Annotated in this window: 20 protein-coding genes; 7 read left to right on the top strand and 13 right to left on the bottom strand. The window is 63.3% G+C overall.

Annotated features, from left to right (window positions below):
- Positions 1–174: 174 nt before the first annotated feature.
- Complete coding sequence (locus tag H288_RS32995; RefSeq protein WP_020096006.1) at positions 175–1092, bottom strand: ParB N-terminal domain-containing protein; 918 nt, start codon at positions 1090–1092, stop codon at positions 175–177.
- Positions 1093–1335: 243 nt separating this feature from the next.
- Here H288_RS32995 and H288_RS32990 point away from each other — a divergent pair, with 243 nt between their 5' ends.
- Genes H288_RS32990 through H288_RS35320 form a run of 4 tightly spaced genes read left to right on the top strand, consistent with a single transcriptional unit; the run spans position 1336 to position 3642 of the window.
- The gene (locus tag H288_RS32990; protein ID WP_020096005.1) at positions 1336–1614 is read left to right on the top strand and encodes a hypothetical protein; all 279 of its coding nucleotides are present in this window, start codon (positions 1336–1338) and stop codon (positions 1612–1614) included.
- A complete protein-coding gene (locus tag H288_RS0128600) occupies positions 1611–2618 on the top strand; it encodes a tyrosine-type recombinase/integrase (RefSeq protein ID WP_020096004.1) in 1008 nt (335 codons plus the stop codon). Before H288_RS32990 ends, H288_RS0128600 begins: the two co-directional genes overlap by 4 nt.
- Positions 2618–3250, top strand: a complete 633-nt coding sequence (locus H288_RS0128595) for a ParA family protein (protein WP_020096003.1) — start codon at positions 2618–2620, stop codon at positions 3248–3250. Before H288_RS0128600 ends, H288_RS0128595 begins: the two co-directional genes overlap by 1 nt.
- Positions 3247–3642: a hypothetical protein gene (locus tag H288_RS35320; RefSeq protein WP_158684262.1), complete on the top strand. Its 396-nt coding sequence runs from the start codon at positions 3247–3249 to the stop codon at positions 3640–3642. Before H288_RS0128595 ends, H288_RS35320 begins: the two co-directional genes overlap by 4 nt.
- Before the next feature lie 650 nt (positions 3643–4292).
- Here H288_RS35320 and H288_RS0128580 read toward each other — a convergent pair.
- The 7 genes from H288_RS0128580 to H288_RS0128550 all read right to left on the bottom strand — a co-directional run bounded on the left by H288_RS0128580 (position 4293) and on the right by H288_RS0128550 (position 9350).
- A complete protein-coding gene (locus H288_RS0128580) occupies positions 4293–4880 on the bottom strand; it encodes a hypothetical protein (protein ID WP_020096000.1) in 588 nt (195 codons plus the stop codon).
- A 10-nt stretch (positions 4881–4890) separates the two neighbouring features.
- Positions 4891–5439, bottom strand: coding sequence for a hypothetical protein (locus H288_RS0128575; protein WP_158684261.1), 549 nt, complete (start codon positions 5437–5439; stop codon positions 4891–4893).
- Between the two features lie 644 nt (positions 5440–6083).
- On the bottom strand, positions 6084–6671 hold the full coding sequence (locus H288_RS0128570; protein ID WP_020095998.1) for a hypothetical protein: 588 nt from the start codon (positions 6669–6671) through the stop codon (positions 6084–6086).
- Positions 6672–6944: 273 nt separating this feature from the next.
- On the bottom strand, positions 6945–8243 hold the full coding sequence (locus H288_RS34365; protein WP_081636566.1) for a DUF4189 domain-containing protein: 1299 nt from the start codon (positions 8241–8243) through the stop codon (positions 6945–6947).
- A 227-nt stretch (positions 8244–8470) separates the two neighbouring features.
- Positions 8471–8671, bottom strand: a complete 201-nt coding sequence (locus tag H288_RS0128560; protein WP_020095996.1) for a hypothetical protein — start codon at positions 8669–8671, stop codon at positions 8471–8473.
- Positions 8656–8934, bottom strand: coding sequence for a hypothetical protein (locus tag H288_RS0128555; protein WP_020095995.1), 279 nt, complete (start codon positions 8932–8934; stop codon positions 8656–8658). The genes H288_RS0128560 and H288_RS0128555 overlap by 16 nt, the downstream gene beginning before the upstream one ends.
- Positions 8931–9350 carry a DUF5681 domain-containing protein gene (locus H288_RS0128550; protein ID WP_026605371.1) on the bottom strand — a complete coding sequence of 140 codons (420 nt, stop codon included), beginning with the start codon at positions 9348–9350 and terminating at the stop codon, positions 8931–8933. The genes H288_RS0128555 and H288_RS0128550 overlap by 4 nt, the downstream gene beginning before the upstream one ends.
- A gap of 1201 nt (positions 9351–10551) precedes the next feature.
- On the opposite strand from H288_RS0128550, the gene H288_RS35315 reads away from it, so the two are divergent.
- Positions 10552–10761 carry a hypothetical protein gene (locus H288_RS35315; RefSeq protein WP_158684260.1) on the top strand — a complete coding sequence of 70 codons (210 nt, stop codon included), beginning with the start codon at positions 10552–10554 and terminating at the stop codon, positions 10759–10761.
- A gap of 58 nt (positions 10762–10819) precedes the next feature.
- On the opposite strand, the gene H288_RS0128540 is transcribed toward H288_RS35315, so the two are convergent.
- Positions 10820–11119 carry a hypothetical protein gene (locus tag H288_RS0128540; protein ID WP_020095992.1) on the bottom strand — a complete coding sequence of 100 codons (300 nt, stop codon included), beginning with the start codon at positions 11117–11119 and terminating at the stop codon, positions 10820–10822.
- 311 nt (positions 11120–11430) lie between these two features.
- On the opposite strand from H288_RS0128540, the gene H288_RS34355 reads away from it, so the two are divergent.
- Positions 11431–11799 carry a hypothetical protein gene (locus H288_RS34355; RefSeq protein WP_081636564.1) on the top strand — a complete coding sequence of 123 codons (369 nt, stop codon included), beginning with the start codon at positions 11431–11433 and terminating at the stop codon, positions 11797–11799.
- Between the two features lie 317 nt (positions 11800–12116).
- Here the strand turns inward: H288_RS34355 and H288_RS33605 are convergent, their stop codons facing one another.
- From H288_RS33605 to H288_RS34350, 4 genes are all read right to left on the bottom strand, one after another.
- On the bottom strand, positions 12117–14771 hold the full coding sequence (locus H288_RS33605) for a PriCT-2 domain-containing protein (protein ID WP_081636563.1): 2655 nt from the start codon (positions 14769–14771) through the stop codon (positions 12117–12119).
- Positions 14768–15157: a hypothetical protein gene (locus H288_RS0128530; RefSeq protein ID WP_020095991.1), complete on the bottom strand. Its 390-nt coding sequence runs from the start codon at positions 15155–15157 to the stop codon at positions 14768–14770. The genes H288_RS33605 and H288_RS0128530 overlap by 4 nt, the downstream gene beginning before the upstream one ends.
- A complete protein-coding gene (locus H288_RS0128525) occupies positions 15157–15402 on the bottom strand; it encodes a hypothetical protein (RefSeq protein ID WP_020095990.1) in 246 nt (81 codons plus the stop codon). The genes H288_RS0128530 and H288_RS0128525 overlap by 1 nt, the downstream gene beginning before the upstream one ends.
- 519 nt (positions 15403–15921) lie before the next feature.
- Positions 15922–16089 carry a helix-turn-helix domain-containing protein gene (locus H288_RS34350; RefSeq protein ID WP_020095988.1) on the bottom strand — a complete coding sequence of 56 codons (168 nt, stop codon included), beginning with the start codon at positions 16087–16089 and terminating at the stop codon, positions 15922–15924.
- A 209-nt stretch (positions 16090–16298) separates the two neighbouring features.
- Here H288_RS34350 and H288_RS35310 point away from each other — a divergent pair, with 209 nt between their 5' ends.
- Positions 16299–16835, top strand: a complete 537-nt coding sequence (locus H288_RS35310; protein WP_158684259.1) for a TraY domain-containing protein — start codon at positions 16299–16301, stop codon at positions 16833–16835.
- Positions 16836–16869 lie beyond the last annotated feature (34 nt).

The raw sequence follows: 16869 nt of genomic DNA, 5'->3' as shown, positions 1-16869 counted from the left end.
AACACGAGAGGCAGTCTGGATGAGTTGTCCTGGGGTCCCGTTTGGACGCCGATCACCCCAAAAACGGGGTCCTTATTCCACGCTTAAACACAGCCCACGAACGATTGAGCCTCGTCCCGAAGACTAAGGCTCTGGCCGGGCGGCCATATCATCACGGCTCGCCCGGCCTGCCAACTACTCGGCAGCGACAGCCATCTTGGACGAGGTAATTGGCAGCGCGCGCTCATCGAGCCAAGCTCCGAGCCGGCGGATCAAAGCGCTCAACGGGGTGCTCACGCCGACCCGCGCATCCTGATGGGCGAGGTCGATCTGCTCCTGGTAGTCGATGTCATCGAAGGCTCGGAACAGCGCGTCTCCGGACTCGCGCCATAAGGGGCGCTGAGACAGGACCTCGGCGAGTGCCCGTATGAGGACGCCCTTCAGCATGTGTGGATTGCTGTCGCCAGTCTCGGTCACGCACTGGAGCGCCGAGATCGTGACTTCGTCGCCATAGGTCGTGATGACAGCTCTCAACGAGGACACAGCATTGATGGCGTTCGGCGGCGAGTCCTTCTTCGAGAGCTTGTTGCGCGGGATCTTCACGCCCGCGCGCTCGGCCACCTCCGCCACTCGCTTCGCGAAGGTACTTCCGGCCTGTAGCTCGGCATGGAAGATGTTGTTCTGGTAAAACCGCGTGATCTTGGAGTTGATCGCCGCGAACGCCGCCGCCTGCTTGGCCCGGTCCGCCTGTACGATGCAGCAAGGCACTTTCTTGATGTTGTGTAGGAAGGCGGCCGTGGTCCGGTGCTGCCCGTCGATTATGGCGTAGAAGCCGCCCTCAACCGGGGCGACGATCACCGGGGTGAACTTCGACCAGTCGAAGTTGTCGGCGATCGCGATGATGTGGCGCCACGCGAGGCTGCCCATCGCGCGCTGGTAGCTGTCATCGACCACCAGTAGGTGCGTCTCGACCCAGGTCAGCATCGGCGCCGGCCCAGGGTCGAGCGGCGACAGCTTCAGCCTCTCGTGGTTCGGAATGGCCTTGGCCGAGATCGAGCGGAAGTCAGCCTCGCCGGTCGCGTCGGACGGTAGGACAGAGGTGTACTGTTCCATGTTCGCTCCTGACGGGAGCGGTGATGGTGGCCACGGCCGCGGGGAACGCTGCGGTCAACTCGGCTCCGCTCCCAAGCTCAGCTTCGGTCAGCGGAGGCGCAGCGCCAAGCATCGCTACAATCTGGAGCACCATCGACCTTGTCACGTGACCACGTTACAACGTGGTAGCGCGATCCCGTTGCCAGTTCCTGCGTTCCGAGCTAAGGTCCGATAAGAAGAGATTATCGGACACCAGACTCACGCATGCCATCGACGCCGCCTCGCCTCGCCTTCTCGCACGCCGGGCAGGATTTCATCGTCAAGGCGCGGCCGGTGGCGGATGGCGTCGAGGTGCGCGGCTTCTGGCATGCTCGTTCGAGGGGCCGGACCCGGTTCTTCGTCGTCGTGCCAGCCGACGCTCTCGAGAAGGCCAAGCGCCCCGATTGGGCCGACCCGGTGCAAGCCGCGCTGAAGCTCGTGCGGAAACAGATCGTCACGGCGATCGATGAGGGCGAGCCACTAGCTGAGGATCCTCAGCCTTGAGCACCGAAGTCGCCCTTCCCTCGCAAACTGGGCTGCAGGCGTTCGCCGACCAGGCGCGCCAGTACGCGGATCAATCGCGGGCCGCGAACACGCGCCGGGCCTATGCCTCGGACGTGCGAGCCTTCGCGACCTGGTGCGCGGCGAGGGGTGAACCGTCTCTGCCGGCAACCCCGGCCGCTGTGCTGGCCTACCTCATCGACCACGCCACCACGTTGAAAGTTGTCACGTTACAACGTCGTCTCGCTGCGATCCGCGAGCAGCACGCCGCTGCGGGGTTCGATCTGGAAACCTCCTCCTCGGCGTTCCGCGATACGTGGCGAGGCATTAAGCGGGCACACGGTCAGCCGGCGGTGAAGAAGCGTCCCCTGATGACGGTGGATCTCCGGCGCGCCGTCGCGATCCTGCCGGACACCCTACCCGGCCGACGGGATCGAGCGCTGATCCTAATCGGCTTCGCAGCCGCGCTGCGCCGATCCGAGCTAGTCGGCCTGGAGGTCGCTCGCAGAGATGGTGCGGCTTGGGTCGAGGAGCGGCCCGACGGTCTGGTTGTACATCTCGCTCGTAGCAAGACCGATCAATCGGGGGAGGGCGCCGAGATAGGCGTGCCCTATGGCTCGAACATGGAGACGTGCCCGGTGCGCAGCTATCGCGCGTGGATTAATGCAGCCCACCTGACCGAGGGGCCGGCCTTTCGACCGATCGACAGGCATGGGCATATCGGCACTGAGGCGGTGACCGATCGCGCTGTCGCGCGGATCGTACAGCGCACCGTCGAGGCCGCGGCACTCGCGGACGGGTACTCGCCGGAGGAGGCGCGGCAGTTCGCGGCGGCCTATGCCGGACACTCGCTCCGATCCGGGCTCGCGACGTCGGCCGCGGCGAACGACGCGCCCGGTCACGCGATCCAGCGACAGCTCCGGCACAAGCGCTTCGACACGACGAGCGGCTACATCCGGTCAGGGCAGCTCTTCAAGCAGAACCCCGCTGGGATGGCAGGCCTGTGATGCGCGTCCTGGCTCTGACCACACAGAAAGGTGGTTCCGGCAAAAGCACCCTCGCCGCCTCACTCGCCGTCGCGGCTATGCAGGATGGTGAGACCGTCGCGGCCCTCGACACGGATCAGCAGGCGTCGCTCGCAGGATGGGGGCAGCGGCGCGAGGCCATCGGCCTGGACATACAGCGGGTTGAGCCTTCCGCCTTCGCCGGCACGCTCGGCAAGATCCGGAATGCCGGTGCGATCTCCCTCGTGATCGTCGACACGCCCGGCCGCTTCGGACCTGACGTGGCCTTGGTGCTACGGGAGGCCAGCCTCTGCCTCCTGCCGGTGAAGCCATCAATCCTGGACGTCGAGGCGGCGCGGCCGACGGTCGAGCAACTGCGGCTCCTGGGGCGGCCGTTCGCCTTCGTGCTCAACCAGTGCAACCCCACGACCCAGGCCCGAACGCTCGATGCGGCGACTGCCCTCGTCAGCACAGGGGCTCTGGCGCCATCGATGGTCGCGACGCGCTCGGACTTCCTCGACTCAATGACGACAGGGCAGGGCGTCACGGAACTGGCTCCCAAGGGTAAGGCCGCCGTCGAGGTTCGCCTGCTCTGGCAATGGATTAAGGCGCAGCTCGGAGGCGCGAAGGCATGAGCAAAAAACCCCGCCCTTCCATTAACGACCAGCTAGCCCGGCTCGCCGCACAGGCGCCTTCGCCTGCAGTTGATGCACCACGCGACCCCGCTATCACGGGCCAACGTGACGACGCGGTCGCGTTGCAACGTGACAACGTGGAAACGCGACCGCGTGGTAACGTGGTAGACGAACCGATGGTCAGCGAGCCGGTTGGGCCAGAAGGGTACAAGCGCCGGGTCCGATACGAGAAGCCCCACGCCTCGATCTATGCGCACCCGAAGGTGTTCAAGGCACTGCGGGAAATCGCGGCTGCCACCGACTGCAAGCCGCACGACCTCTACATCGAAGGGCTTCGGATGGTGCTGCGCCAGCATGGGCGCGACTTCGACGCCTTAAACCGAGGTGAATGACAACGTTACCACGTGGCAACGTGCACAGATGGCGATCGTTAGCGAGAGGGTCTCGCACGACGGATACGCTGGGTAATCTGGCACCACGGCCCATGGGCGTTCGTCTCGAGATCCAAGACGCAACGGGAGCGCTCAAGGAAGCGAGGCGCGCTAACGGACTGCGAGCGCGACCCCGTTGGGCTTCGACGATCCGCACACGGTGCTCGGGTACATCTGACGCGCCGACGCCTTCAAGTCCCCTCGAAAGACGACTCCGGTGGAGCTCGGCGACCCTCATCCTTCCGGCTTCTGGGGACGCCGCTCTTGCCGATCAGATAGTCGCGGCCTTCGCGGCGTCCTCCCACTCCAGCGTTGGGACGCCCGTCTCAGCTTGAAGCACGATCGCTAGGACCGCGACCGCGATCAGGCTCGCGCAACAACAGAGAACAATGCCAACCATCGCTTCGCCCCCTCAACTTCCGGTTGCAGGATTTCGAAACGTAGTAAATGAATAGTTAAGCTTGGGCAGGCGCCGCTCTGACGGTGCCCCGCACCGCCGCAGCGGCGCTGTCCGAAATCAGGCTTTCAACCACACAATGCCCTGTCGTTCGCCCGCAATAGATCGCAGAAAGTCGAGGCGCTGAAAGCATGTCGGACCATGAGGCAGATGCCTAGAGCTTAGCAGCAACCTGCGCCAGAGCGCCGTCAGCCGCTTCCTGAAGCTTGTAGGTCATCGCTGGGTAGCCCAGCGTCTCCTGTCCCTGTCCCGAGATCTTTCCGGTCGTGCGGCCCTTCGCGTCCTTGAAGACGAGAGTAATGGCCACAGTGGTCGTCTGGCCGGTGACTTTTCCCAAAACGGTCCGGACGTCTGTCTCCACGGTCAGGGCGTTGCCCGACCTGACGGAGGCCGCCACCGTCGGTACAAGGCGCACGTTGGGATACCTCGACTTCAGGACCGCCAGCAGTCTAGCGTGCATGTAGACTGGATCAAGATCCTCTAGCATGGCGCCGTTCTTAATGATTACGGTCTCGCCTCGTCGGACGTTCTCCTCCAGGTTCTCGACAGACATGTTCGTGTTCTTGGTGATCACTAGCCCGACGGGACCGCGTGTCGCCGGTGCGCGTCCGAAATCGCCGCCCTGCTGGGTGGCGGTGTCCTTATACTCGGGGGTCTCCGCGGCGAACCACGCCCCGAAAAGGATGGGCGCGGTGATGGCGACCGCAAGAGCGACGGGAAGACGGAGTGCGTGGCGCTTCATGGCTAGTTCCTTATTGTCCGGTGCCGGAGATGTCGCTTTGGCGGGTGGGCCTGTCGCCCCCGGAGTAGACGGGAGGCGCCGCCCTGCGGACCTGAGTCCTCACGGGGGCTGGCCCCGAACGGTAGCTCTGTCCCTGGCGGACGCTGTTGCCAATGGCGGCACCGGCTGCCAGCCCGCCGCCCACAACGCCCATCACGTCGCTGAAGGTCATGTCGCTTGAGGGATCGTGGCGTCGATTGCGGGCGGTGCCCTCAAGTTCATCCGCGCTCTGACCGGCCAAGCGCCCGTATAGGCTGGTAGCCGAACCCCCGCTCGTATCGGCGTCGTCCGAGGGCCGCCCTCCACCGCGCCCGGCACGCTTTCTCTCCAAGTCCCGTATAACGGCCGCCTTCGCCTCCTCGGGCACGCCCTCCATCCCTCGAACCCTGGCGATCTGAAAATCGGTATCGTCGACCTCGCGCGCGAGGCGCTCCCTGAGCTTGGCGCGCAGGCTCTGGCGGGGCTTGCTCTCTGCGCGCTTCCGTTGGGCGGGTGCCGCCTCCCCAATGACCTCGTTCACAGAGCCCATCGGGAATGACAGCCCTGTCTTATCGCAGCACGCGGTCGAGGAAGGCTGCCGCGTTAGGTACTCCCAGCGCCCGGTGCTTTTGTCTAAGACCGGGCGCGGACTGCGCCACACACCCCCGCGAGCGTCCCAGACGTAACCATCTGGCGCCTTGTACCTGAGGGGGGACCAAGGGGACTGCGCCAGGGCGGCAGGAGTCGTGGCGAGGCAGGCGACGGAGGCCGCGAGGAAAAGGGCGAGGCGCATGGGTTGTCTTCCGGTTCCGGAAGACCCTAGCAGGAGTCAGATCCATATCAATTATTTGACGGAAGCACGGTAAATTGCTTATCCGGCAAAACTCGTCCGCAAAACAGTCGGACGATCGCAGCGAAAGATAACTGATGCCGTGAGGCTGATATTTATTAATAACACGATGTCTTCTGGGATGCTATTGGTCTTTATATAAATAAAATTGCGAACGGCATCTATTCATTAAACTCCGTTCGGCAATTACGATGACTAAGGTCAACCAGACTAGTAACGCTGTCGCTAGACGGCCATACCATGAGAGCTCGCCCGACCTCGCGCACATGCCGAACGCTTCGGGAGGACCAACACCTTCCAGAGCGGCTCAGGGAACGGGTTCTTATGAAGTATGGTCAAAGACGCCGCCATTGCGGGACTTGTTCGGGGTACCGTTCCAATCGCTCCAACACAGCTGCCACGAGCATCTTGGGCTGGTAATCAGACTCGATCCACGGCCCAAGGTCATCCTCCTTGGCGAGGCGCAGCCTCTGGTACCCCACCCGACACTGGTAATCGTAGCCGAACCCAGGGAACAACTTCTCTAACAGGCCCGTGGCCGGACCGATCGATTGAAGGTAGTCTGGCAGGGTCGAGATGGCGACGGTCACGTAATGGTAGAGCTTAAACTCCGGGCCGGATTGGAATGGGAGCGGCGAGCAGCCATGCTCATCACGCACTACCTTGTAGGGGATTAGATACACGACGTTGCTGGGTTTGCTTTCTCTTCGAGCCCCAAAAATTGCTTCGGCAATCTCAAAATTCGCCTCCCTGTCTCGCCACGTGTAGCTGTACGGCGAGAGGATCCGCTCTCGAAGCGCCCGAATACGAGCCGGATCAATGACGCGGGGATCGGGCGGAAGCTCAAGGTAGAACTGCCCCTTGAAGGGCTTGAGCATCTCTTCGTGGATGGCGATGTCCCTGTCGATGTCGCTCTTACCCATGGGCCTTGCCCCCCGTCGCCGAAGCGCCTTCAATAGCGTTTTGTAGCCCTCAACAGGTTGACGTCACTCTCACTGTGCCCAGGGCGCCGATCTCGCCCGCATCATGGACCAGAGTGGCCACAGGGATCCGCAACCGGTGTTCGGGTACATCCGTCGAGCCAACGCCTTCAAGGGTGACTCGGGCAGGGGGTCTGCGTGCAGCGACATGGACTTCGTGCCATAGATGCCCTTCGCCATCAGGAGTGGCGAAGGTTGGTTCAGCATGCTGAGTATTTATTCGAAAACTATGCCCGATTTTTTTGAGGTCGGCGTTCCATCAACAATCAAAGTAGAGTCTGACCCAAACGAACAAACCTTCCTTTGATTTTCGACTTCGCAGCCGTATGCGTTACAAGCTTCTCTTGCTACCTGATTTGATACCCAGCCGTCTTTTCCTGCTCCGGACCCCCATCTTCCGCTACGAGAAATAGCGAAAGAAATGCACCCCTGAAACACGGTATGTATCAGATAGCAATTGTCTTTCCTCTTTGAGGCCGAAACGGAATTTTCATAACTAGATCGACACATTTTCAAAGCCTCATCTGCGGCTTCTTTCTCAGATTTTGCCCACCAAGATATACCATAGTATTGCGTACTCAAAGTGTGTGCGTACGCAGCATAATACTCATCATTTTTCTTGTTTGGATCTTTTATGATTGAGTTCGGTTTATTTCTCGCCGACGAGCTAGTTTTTGACATATGATAATCTATTTTTTGTTTCGCTTTTTCTACATGTGCGTTAGTGTACTTGTCAGAGCAAAAATTTTTCACTGCCACTCCAGCAATTGCAACTTCAAAATCTTCGGTCGCCAATAGAGTTTCGCTAACGCTTTTCATGCAATTGAGTTTTACGAGCGCAGGCTTGATACTTTCATTGCACTGCGTCGGAGATCTAGACAATTCACTCATTAACTCTTCGGCAACTATAGTTACTATCCTGTAGTCTCCGGCCGCAGAAGCATTGTTATATTTTCTAATTTTGTCTTCTGAAGCCTGTTTATTCAAACTGCAGTCGACCTTCGTTGGAGAATTGCTTAGTGGCGGCGGATCGTACGCCGGCGGTTGAGATTGAATGTCAGGGGTACGCCGGGGACCAGGCGTCGGAATGATTTCAGTTTTCGGCGCCGTTGGACGATAAACACATGTATTTTTTCCCGAACCATGATCGGGCGAAAAATGAACAAACCCGTCCAATGCACGACATTTTGATCCATAAAATTCACGCTCTTTTGCATAACCGCCTGGAAAATCGATGTAACAAGCATCTCCATAAGGCCAGCTACTTGCCCAATCGGGCGGCCCAAGTCGACCTCCCTCGACAATTTCCGAACACGACGCGGCAATAGCAGTGGAGGGACCTATATAACTGATCATCAAGCCCAACACACTTGACGCTAAGAGAACACTTCGCGGCACCATAGGACTCCAATCGCTGAAAATATCTTTCTTCGTTTCAAGAGAAAGCCATTTGGAACACATCCACTTGGAAAATATTTCAACTCCTGCCGTTGCGGATCCGGCTTGTTGTAGCATTCTAGCGTCACAAAGACAGTGACAGCTAACATTCTCGATTGATAGCCGATTTCCATCTACGGGCTGAATTCGTTTTTACTACCCAAGCGCAATCGTTGCTGATCGTGCCTCTGCTCACAAATGACGCCGCACTCAATGCTCGGTGACGAACCGAGCCTCCCACTCCTCAGCCGTCAGTTCCGGGCCGACGAGGCACAGCACGCCGTAGCCGACCGCGGGCCCGGTCCTCATGACAGCATCTGCTCCCTTTGCATGATGGCCGTCGCCCAATCCAGCCGGGTTGGATCAACGGTCTCGCCGGCTTCGAGCTGCCGCAGCACGCCAATCACGCCATCCAGCTCCTCGTCGCTCATGCGCTCCGGACCAGGCTTCAGGTCGGGGTAGCAGTTCTCCAGCCGCACCATGCGGGCCTTCAGGGTCGTGGACACAGGCGCCCCTCCATCTCCAGGTAGCTCGCGCGGACGTCGCACTCGTGGGACCGGATCTGCGCGATCAGGGCAGAGTGCTCCGGGTCGGTCTCGGCGTCCCACTCGGCCATCAGCTCGTCGATGCCGCCGGCCGCGTCGGCCATCCGGTGCAGACGATCAAACAAGGCCCGTTCGACCTCCTCGTAGGTCAAGTGGTCGAACTGACCGGCCCCATGCTTCGTCTCAAGGCGGACGAGGCGAGCTTCGAGCGCTTTCAGGTTCATCGTCCTCGCGCCTCCAGTGCGGCCATGCGTCGGTGCAGCTCGGTCGCCTCGATCGCCCGCACATGCACGTCGAGGGTCTTGGAGATCTCGGCCGCCTCAGAAGGCGTCAGCTCGCCGGTGGCGACCGCGGCCACGATGGCACCCGTGGCCTTCGGCAGATCGTCGGTCGTCTCGATCGGCGGCAGCGCGAAGGTGATCGGGCGATCCTTCCGGGGCGGGATCAGACGGTCGAGGCAGAGGCGGAGTGCGACAGGATCGCCGTCCCGGGCGAGCTGGACGGCCTTGCGCAGGATGCTCTCAGCGTCACCGTCCAGGATCTTCTCCAAGGCGACGGTGGCGCGATTGCGCGAACCCTTGGGCCGCCCCGCTGGGTTGCCGCTTTGGCCTGGTGCGAACTGACCATTCCCCTTCTGCATCACCGAGCACGCCTCGCTTCCATGGGCCTGTAACCATTAGGTCCGGAGCAGGATCCTTCTAGCACAACGCTGACACGTGGTAACGTGGTCACGTTAAGGATCGACAACCTTTGCGTGGCATTGTCCGAGCCCTCTTCGGCGAGCTCGCCAGAGGGTCGGGGTGACGTCTCATTCACCCTTTCCGTGGCACCAGCGCACGCCCGCTGGTCGTTTTCTGCGGCCCGCGGCTCAACCACAGGAGGTCTGACCATGGCGCACCTGAAGATGCTCGCCGCCACAGCCGCTCTCGTTGGCGGTCTCGGCCTCGCATCCGCAGCCAGCGCTGCACCTCTTGCGCCGATCGGTGCGGGGGCCCTCGCGGGCACTGCCCACGTCACCACCGTAGCTATGGGCTGTGGTCCGGGCTTCGCTCGTGGCCCTCTCGGCCGCTGCCGCCCGATCGCCCGTGGCTTCCAGCCTGGTCCGCACTGCTTCGTGCGTCGGACCCCGGTCGGCCCGCGGCGCATCTGCCGCTAAAGAACACTGCCGCGCCGGGGCATTCGTCCCGGCGTGCTGAGGCGCCGGTCGGCCGAGCACATCGCTCTACGACGGCAAATAGGGGTGGCCCCGTGCGTCGAGGGGGCGGTAGCGGCTGGCGCCAGACGGTCGGTTTGCGGCATCCCCACGCCCATCCGGGGTTCGCGGCGGCGCTACGCTCGCGCTCACCCGTCACGACGATGCGCAGCAGGGCGTCGGCGACCTCGATGGTCGTCATCGCTGAACCTCCGCCGAATGGTTCCGCAATGCAACGTGCCCCTCGCACTGCACAAACCCTGGCGATAGGGCATGTTCTTATCAGACGGCTCCGCAGGGGCTGACACACAGCCCCGCGCCGCACGAAAGAATTGCCCAGCATGGCCTTGAAGATCTTTTCTTACGCAATGATCGGCGCCTTCGTGGGCGGCCTTGCCATGACAGTAACGGGCTCTGCGGGGGTGCTGATGGGCCTTTGAGCCCCCCGAGCTTGGTCACAGCTTCAGGCGGCGCCAGAATAGGCGAGGCGATCAGCGGCGGGGTGTGAGCCCCGCCGTTTTCGTGCGTGGAGTCAAAGCAGATCACACCAGCGCCTCTCCCACCCCGCACGCGGCCGGCTCGTTAGCGGTGCGGCGCTCGGACCCGCGCAGCTGCTCACGGTGTTGCTCTACGGTACGGAGGTCTCCCGATGCCCGACGAGCCGACGAACGCGAACACGCAGGATCTCGCAGACACGGAGTACGATGCTGAGCGCTGGGCTCGAGTGGGTACCGTGCAACGGTCCATTCCTCCGATCAGTCCCAAAGCACCCTCAGACCCGCTGGAAGGCCCTGATGTCGGCTTGACGCAGAAGGGCACCGACGAGGACGCGGTTGTGAAGCGCGAAACCAAGGTCTGAGCGCCCCGGCTTGATGCCAAGATCTCCCACTCTCAGGCGCGCACGCGCGAGGCGGACATCAGCAGGCCTCCGCGGTGACGGCGAACTCGACTTCCGACAGCTCCACGGCGCGCAGGGCAGCCGGCCCTACGAAATCAGCGATGGCCCGGCCCTGATCGTTGTCGGGCAGACTGGCAATGATCTCGACGCCTTGCAGCACGCCGAGCAGGGCCACGTGGATCAGGCCAGCCGACGCGTCGAGGCGCCGGAGAAGCGCGATGGAGACGGGGCCCGTCTCCCCGTATGTGGCGACCGTCTCGTAGTGCGTCGCCAACGCGGCGGCCTTCGCGCGGCTCGGCAGGGTGATGACGTTCGACATGGTGGCTCCTTTCAGGCTGGGCGGGTGAGAGCGGCGTAGCTGGCCGGGATCTGGCGGCGGGCGGTGGCGGCCAGCGCATTGAAGGCGCGGTAGGCGGGTTCGAGCGCGGCGGGGTCTGTCTCGGCCTTGGCGAGCCAGTGACAAAACTCAGCGCCGCGCGTCCCGATCAGAAGCCGGGCCGTCTGGTTCAGAGAACAGAGGCGGGCTCGCAGCTCGGCAGGGGATGACAGCGCCTCGGGGTTCGAAGCCCGTCGGGATGCGTTGTCTTCTACGACAGGGCGCGTCCAGCGCTGCCCACTTGGAATACCCCAATGAACATCATCAATCGCCTGATCTCCAAGATTATACAATTCTTTCTGGGCAGCGAATATGAGCGAAGAAGCAGTGCCATGGCTAAAGAGAAAGAGGCGGGCGTTTACGTTGGAGAACCCGCGACAAAGGCCAGGAATTTCGAAGATGACTATCATGCCGCCACGAATATGCTGAGGATGCGGATGGACAGGAGCTTCCCAGACAACTTCCACGCAAGGCTGGGCTCGGGTAAAAACAGCCCCTACGATCACGGAGAGGATCGGGCACTTGCCGTCGACACCACGTCGACCGCGATAGCTCTGGCGCTTCGGAACGGAGCCACCGTGAAACAGGCAGCCGAAGCGGGTGCGGAGAGCGTAGGCATCTGATTTGACATGCTGAGCCTCGGCTGCGGCTTTCCACCGCCACTCCGTGTGACCACCCGAGAGGGGGACGAAAGCGCACAGGCCCGGGAGCCGGGCGCGGGGCTCGGTCTCATCGATGTCAGGGCTAAACGGGCCCCACTCCCACCGACGATAGGGGTTTGCGGGGTTTAAGGGGTCCGTTTCAGCCGCTACCCGTGAACTGTCACGTGCGCTCGCCTGCGCATCCGAGCGTGTGCCCGGACGAGGTGAACTGACAGTTTGCCGCGTTGGGATGAAACAAACCCCTGAAACCCCGCAAACCCCTATTTTCGTCGCGCGCATCAGAACTCCGGTGCCGAAGAGGCGCGGTAGTCGGCTGCGACCGGGCTGCCTGCGGGGTACTCGGGGACGCTGACTTGGCAGAGCGAGAAGCGGTTGCCGTTGCTCGCGTCAGCCTTCATCTCGATCCGGTGGCCGTCGACCACACGGCCCTTGATCCGGGACAGCCATTTGCCGAGGCGGCGGCTGTTCACTGCCCCGCCGTCACCGGCCTGCCGTAGCAACAGGTCGCGGAACTCGGCCAGCTTGAAATCGCCGGGACCGGCGAAGTGGCTGCCCGCATCCCGATCGCAGGCCGTCCGGATGATGGTGTTGGTGGTGTACCCGCTCGATAGGCGCAGATGAGACCGCCAGTGCTCGAACAGCTCGCGGATAGCGGACAGCTCCGGATCCTCTTCGCGGGCCGTCTCCATGCTCGCCACCGGGTCCGCATGGCCAAGCCAGACGAGGGGCGAGCGCACCATGTCGGACCAGTCCTCATAGGAGCCGATGGCCCCGCAGACGGACGGCGAGCCTGCCACGCGATAGGCACGGATCACGGTCAGAGCCGCGGCGACGTAGGCCCCACGGTCAGCCAGCACCGTCGCGATGGGGTCAAAGTCGAAGTCCCGCAGCTCGGGGCGATCCACCTCAGCATCGAGGGAGCAGACCAGAGCGCGCCGGGTCATGTCGCCTGTGAGCACCAGGTTGTTGCCGGTGGCGAAGGTGGTCGACCGGCATTCCAGCTCGGGAGCCTCGGACTTGCCGAGGATGCGGACCCGCACGAGCGGGCGTTCCGTGAGCTGGCAGAGCATGTCGCCGCCCAGCTCGCCATTCACGTTGTCGATCGACACGACCGGCACCGCATCGCGCAGGAGCGCGCCCAGGCGCTTTTCGGTCTCCTCCTCGGTCTTGCCGGCGGCGATCACCGGGCAGCGCCGGCCGGTCGCGATGACGGCAGCGAGGTCGACCAAGTAGCTTTTCCCCGAACCGGGGGTAAAGGCGCGGATCGCGTGCAGCGGTGCCGTCGGCAGGACGCCGCGGACCAGAGCCGTGAGGACCCCCGATAGCGCAACTGCGCGGTCAACTGGCCCAACGAAGGGGAAGCCGGCCAACAGAGTCTCGATGAAGCCCAGCGCTTCAGCGGCCTCGCGCTTATCGGGCCGCTCCGTCAGCTTCGGCATGGTGAAGCCGGGATCCAGGGCAAGGTAGAGCCGTGTCGCCAAGTCGTAGCCTGCGACCGTCAGCAGCGAGCCATCGGGGCGCAGCGTCGGCGTGGTGATGATACCCGCAACCGCCGGCACCCGCCATTGCCCCTCGCGGGCCAGGAGCGTCGCCGTCATCTCGACGGGCGGGTTGATGTCCAGCCAGTCTTCGGCGCGGCCGTCGTACCTCTGAAACCGCATGGTTCTGGCTGCCATGTCTGCGAGGCTGACGGTGGTGAGGGGGCACATACGCGCCACCGTTGTCATCCGGCCCTTGGCCGCGGGCACCGCGTCGATCACGGGCCGCACGAGCGCGCCGGCTCGAGAGTAGATCTCGACGGGGGACGCCAGCAGTAGCGCCTCCATGCGGTCGACCGCCTCCGGCACCTTGCCAGCGACGAACCGCACGACGGGGCGACCGTCGTCCTCCCCGCTGATCTCGGCTTCCGGGTCGGCGCCAGCGCGGCGCTCAGCACGATCGCGCTTCGGCGCACCGGATCGGCCAGCGCCAGGCCGACGCCATCCGTTCTCGGCAGCGTGCCAGAACAGGGTGGCGATCTTCACGGACCGGCCGCCGGCGAAGCTCGACCACTTCCGCGATGTGAACGCCGCGTCATCGTTCGGGGAGGTCGCGGACCAGTCCTCCCAGAGGTCGCGGCCGGCCTCCCCCAGGCCGTCGTAGAGAGCGAACCCAATCCGGATCCACCCGTCATAGTCGAAATCGTTCGGGATGCTGCGCAGCGCGTCGGCGATGGTCTCGCGGTTTGGCTTCTCATTGAGCCCGAACCCGCCCGCGCGGCGGCCTTTGGTCTCGCGGGCGCGCTCGGTCTGCCTGCGCTCACGCTTGGTGGCCGCACCAGCCTCGCGCAGGATCACCTCCGCCTCGGCCACGAACAGCCGCAGGGCATCCTCAGTGGTCTCGGGAAGGTCGGCGAAGTCGACCGTAAGCGGCGAGGCGTCGGGCCAGCGATAGGGTGCGGCGGTCTCGGGATGAATGCCGAACGCCACAAATTGCTGGCCCCGCAGCAGCACCTCTACCTTGGTTGGCTTCTCCTGCGGGTCGTCGGTGAAGTGGAGCGCGGCCGTCTGGATCTTGTCGGCCGGAACCGCGAGCCGGTAGCCGAGGAGTAGCTTGGGCTCGCGACCGATCCGCTCCAGCGGCGTCGGTCCGAGAATGCGGCGCGCGCGATCAGCGATGGCGTCCGTGAGCGCGGGTTGCAGAACGTCGATATCGACGCCGACCAGATGCCCGCACAGCAGGCCGGTATTGGTGCTCTCGGGGTAGAGGGTGCCCCAGCGAGCTATCTCCTCCGGCGAGGCGTCGAGGCATCGACGCTCCCAGGCCGGCATGATCGGGCGCTTGCCGGCCGAGTTGACGTTCATGGTCGGCCCCGAAATCGGAACCGGGTGAAAGCCGCGGGAGCGAAGAGCAAGGCGCAGCTCGGTCGGGTTAGGAAGAGCGTGTGCCGTCATGCTGCGCCTCCGTAAGCTCTCGGCGAAGGCACGGCGTGCCAGAGGTCCGCGTCGGCAGGGCGCGTGGTCACGTCCTGCGGATTGAGCCGGGCATAGGCCCGCGCGGCGGTTTTCTCGTCGAAGTCCACCTCGCCCACGTCGATGGCGAAGCCGATCGCGCGGTGGACGCTGCCCGGGGAGAGGCGGTGGATCGCGCAGTAGACGCGCACACCCGCGGGCGGCAGGACGAGTCCCACCTTGCGGTGGGCCTCCTCGATCTCGCAGACACCCGCGAGGCGCAGACGATGCCGGCGCCTGGGCCGGCGCTCAAAGTACCGGAGGTCCGCCCGTAGGATTGCAAACAGCTCCGGCGGGACCGGAACGGGGACGGGGGCGCTGTCGGACATCAGGCGATGTCCTCCTCGCCGATCGGCTCCGGCATGGGCGCGTCGGGGAGCCGCCGCAGGCCGGCGGCCTCCTGGCGTGCAACCTCGGTGCGGGCTTCCTCAAGCGAGGCGCAGTGGATCCGCCGCGCCAGCTTGCCGCTTGCCCGCAGCTCGGCACACCACTCGTTGAAATCGAACGCCAGCCGCACGGCGTCGGGCTTGGGCCGGTAGGCCCGGAACCGGGGAAATTGCAGGACAACCGTCATCGGGCACCCCCATCTGCCGGGCGCATGGTCTCGACGGCTTGGCTCGCAGTAAGGAGTGCCGCGCTGGCGCACCGGAGGGCGTAGGCCAGCCCGCGCCGATCGCCGATCATGGCGAAGGCAGCGGCTGTCTCGCTGTAGGTGCGGGCGATCTCTGCGGCTTCCGCCGCAGCCTCGAACGCTAGAGCGGGGGGCGCGCCGTTTCCGGCGCGCGTAGTGTCGTGGAGAGCCGTCATCGCGCGGTCCTCCAGGTCTCAGGAGCACCGAAAGCCAGAGCTGCAGTCGCAGCAGCGACGGCGGGGCTCAAACCAAAGCGTCTGACGAGGGTAGCGACTTGAAAATCGGGGGTAGCTGGGGCAAGTACCTCGGTGTCGACCGCCAAGACGACATTCCGAGAGCCCGCCGTTGCCACCCGCGACGCGCGGGTTCTTCCGTTCATGGACTGCTGTTCCTGATGGATGCGCCGGCCGGCACGGCGCGGATGGATCCGGCCAGCGGGGGAGCGCCCCGCCGATTGCGGGGTCAGGCCGCGACTTGGGTCGCCGGCAGGCAGAGCAGTTCGCGGGCGACGTGCGGAGGCACCGTCACGCGCTGACCGATGCGGGACGCACGGATCTCTCCAGCTTTGATCGCCCGATAGAGCAGGTGCTTCGACACACCGAGAGCGATCGCGAGGTCGGGAACGTCCACGCCGCGCTCCTCTGCCAGCGCCTTTCGTAGAGCTTCATTCATCCCGACACCTCTGAGCGATGCGCGGATCATGCGCTCAGAGGTTATCGGACAGACCTCGCTTGTCTGTCAACCCAGTGAATGATAGGCGTATCGCTCATTCATTGGAGAGACGGCACGCTATGCCGAAGCGAGCGACACCAGACGGTGAGGGGAAGCGGGTTCCGCTTATGGCGCGGACGACGATCGGTCTTCGGCAGGCGCTCGAAAAAGCTGCCGGTGAGAGCGGGCGATCCCTCGCGCAGGAGGTTGAGCTTCGGCTGGAAAAAAGCTTTCAGACTGATCAGCTTTTGGATGCATTTATTGGAGAAGATCTAAGCTCACATAATGTCATGCGAGCCTTCGCCGCGTCTTTTAAATTCAATCAGCTCGCATCCGGGAAAAGATGGGTTGATGATTATGAAACGCTCTGGTGCATAAAACAAAGCCTTGAACGTCTGAGCCGGAACTTGCTCGGTATGGATGCACTCCCCCCAGATCAGCCAGCTGGGCGGTCTGACGAGGAGCACATGGCGCTCTTGCGGCGAGGCGACCTGATCGCTGAAGGGATCCTACGCGATCTCGGACTCTCGATCCCAACTAGGACGGCAGGACTGCGAGAGTCGGCAATCAAAGCCTTCAGTGAAAAACGAACTCGATCAGAAAAAAATCTTCGCCCCTCAACCCCTAAAGATACGCAACAAAATCCGGGAGACGGGAGCAACTAGAAGCTACTATTCGACGTCTTACTCATTATGCCTT

Origin of the sequence: Methylobacterium sp. 285MFTsu5.1, assembly GCF_000383455.1 — a bacterium.
GTDB lineage: Bacteria > Pseudomonadota > Alphaproteobacteria > Rhizobiales > Beijerinckiaceae > Methylobacterium.
Note: the sequence above shows the minus strand (reverse complement) of the source record. Positions and strands in the feature narration are given on the sequence as shown.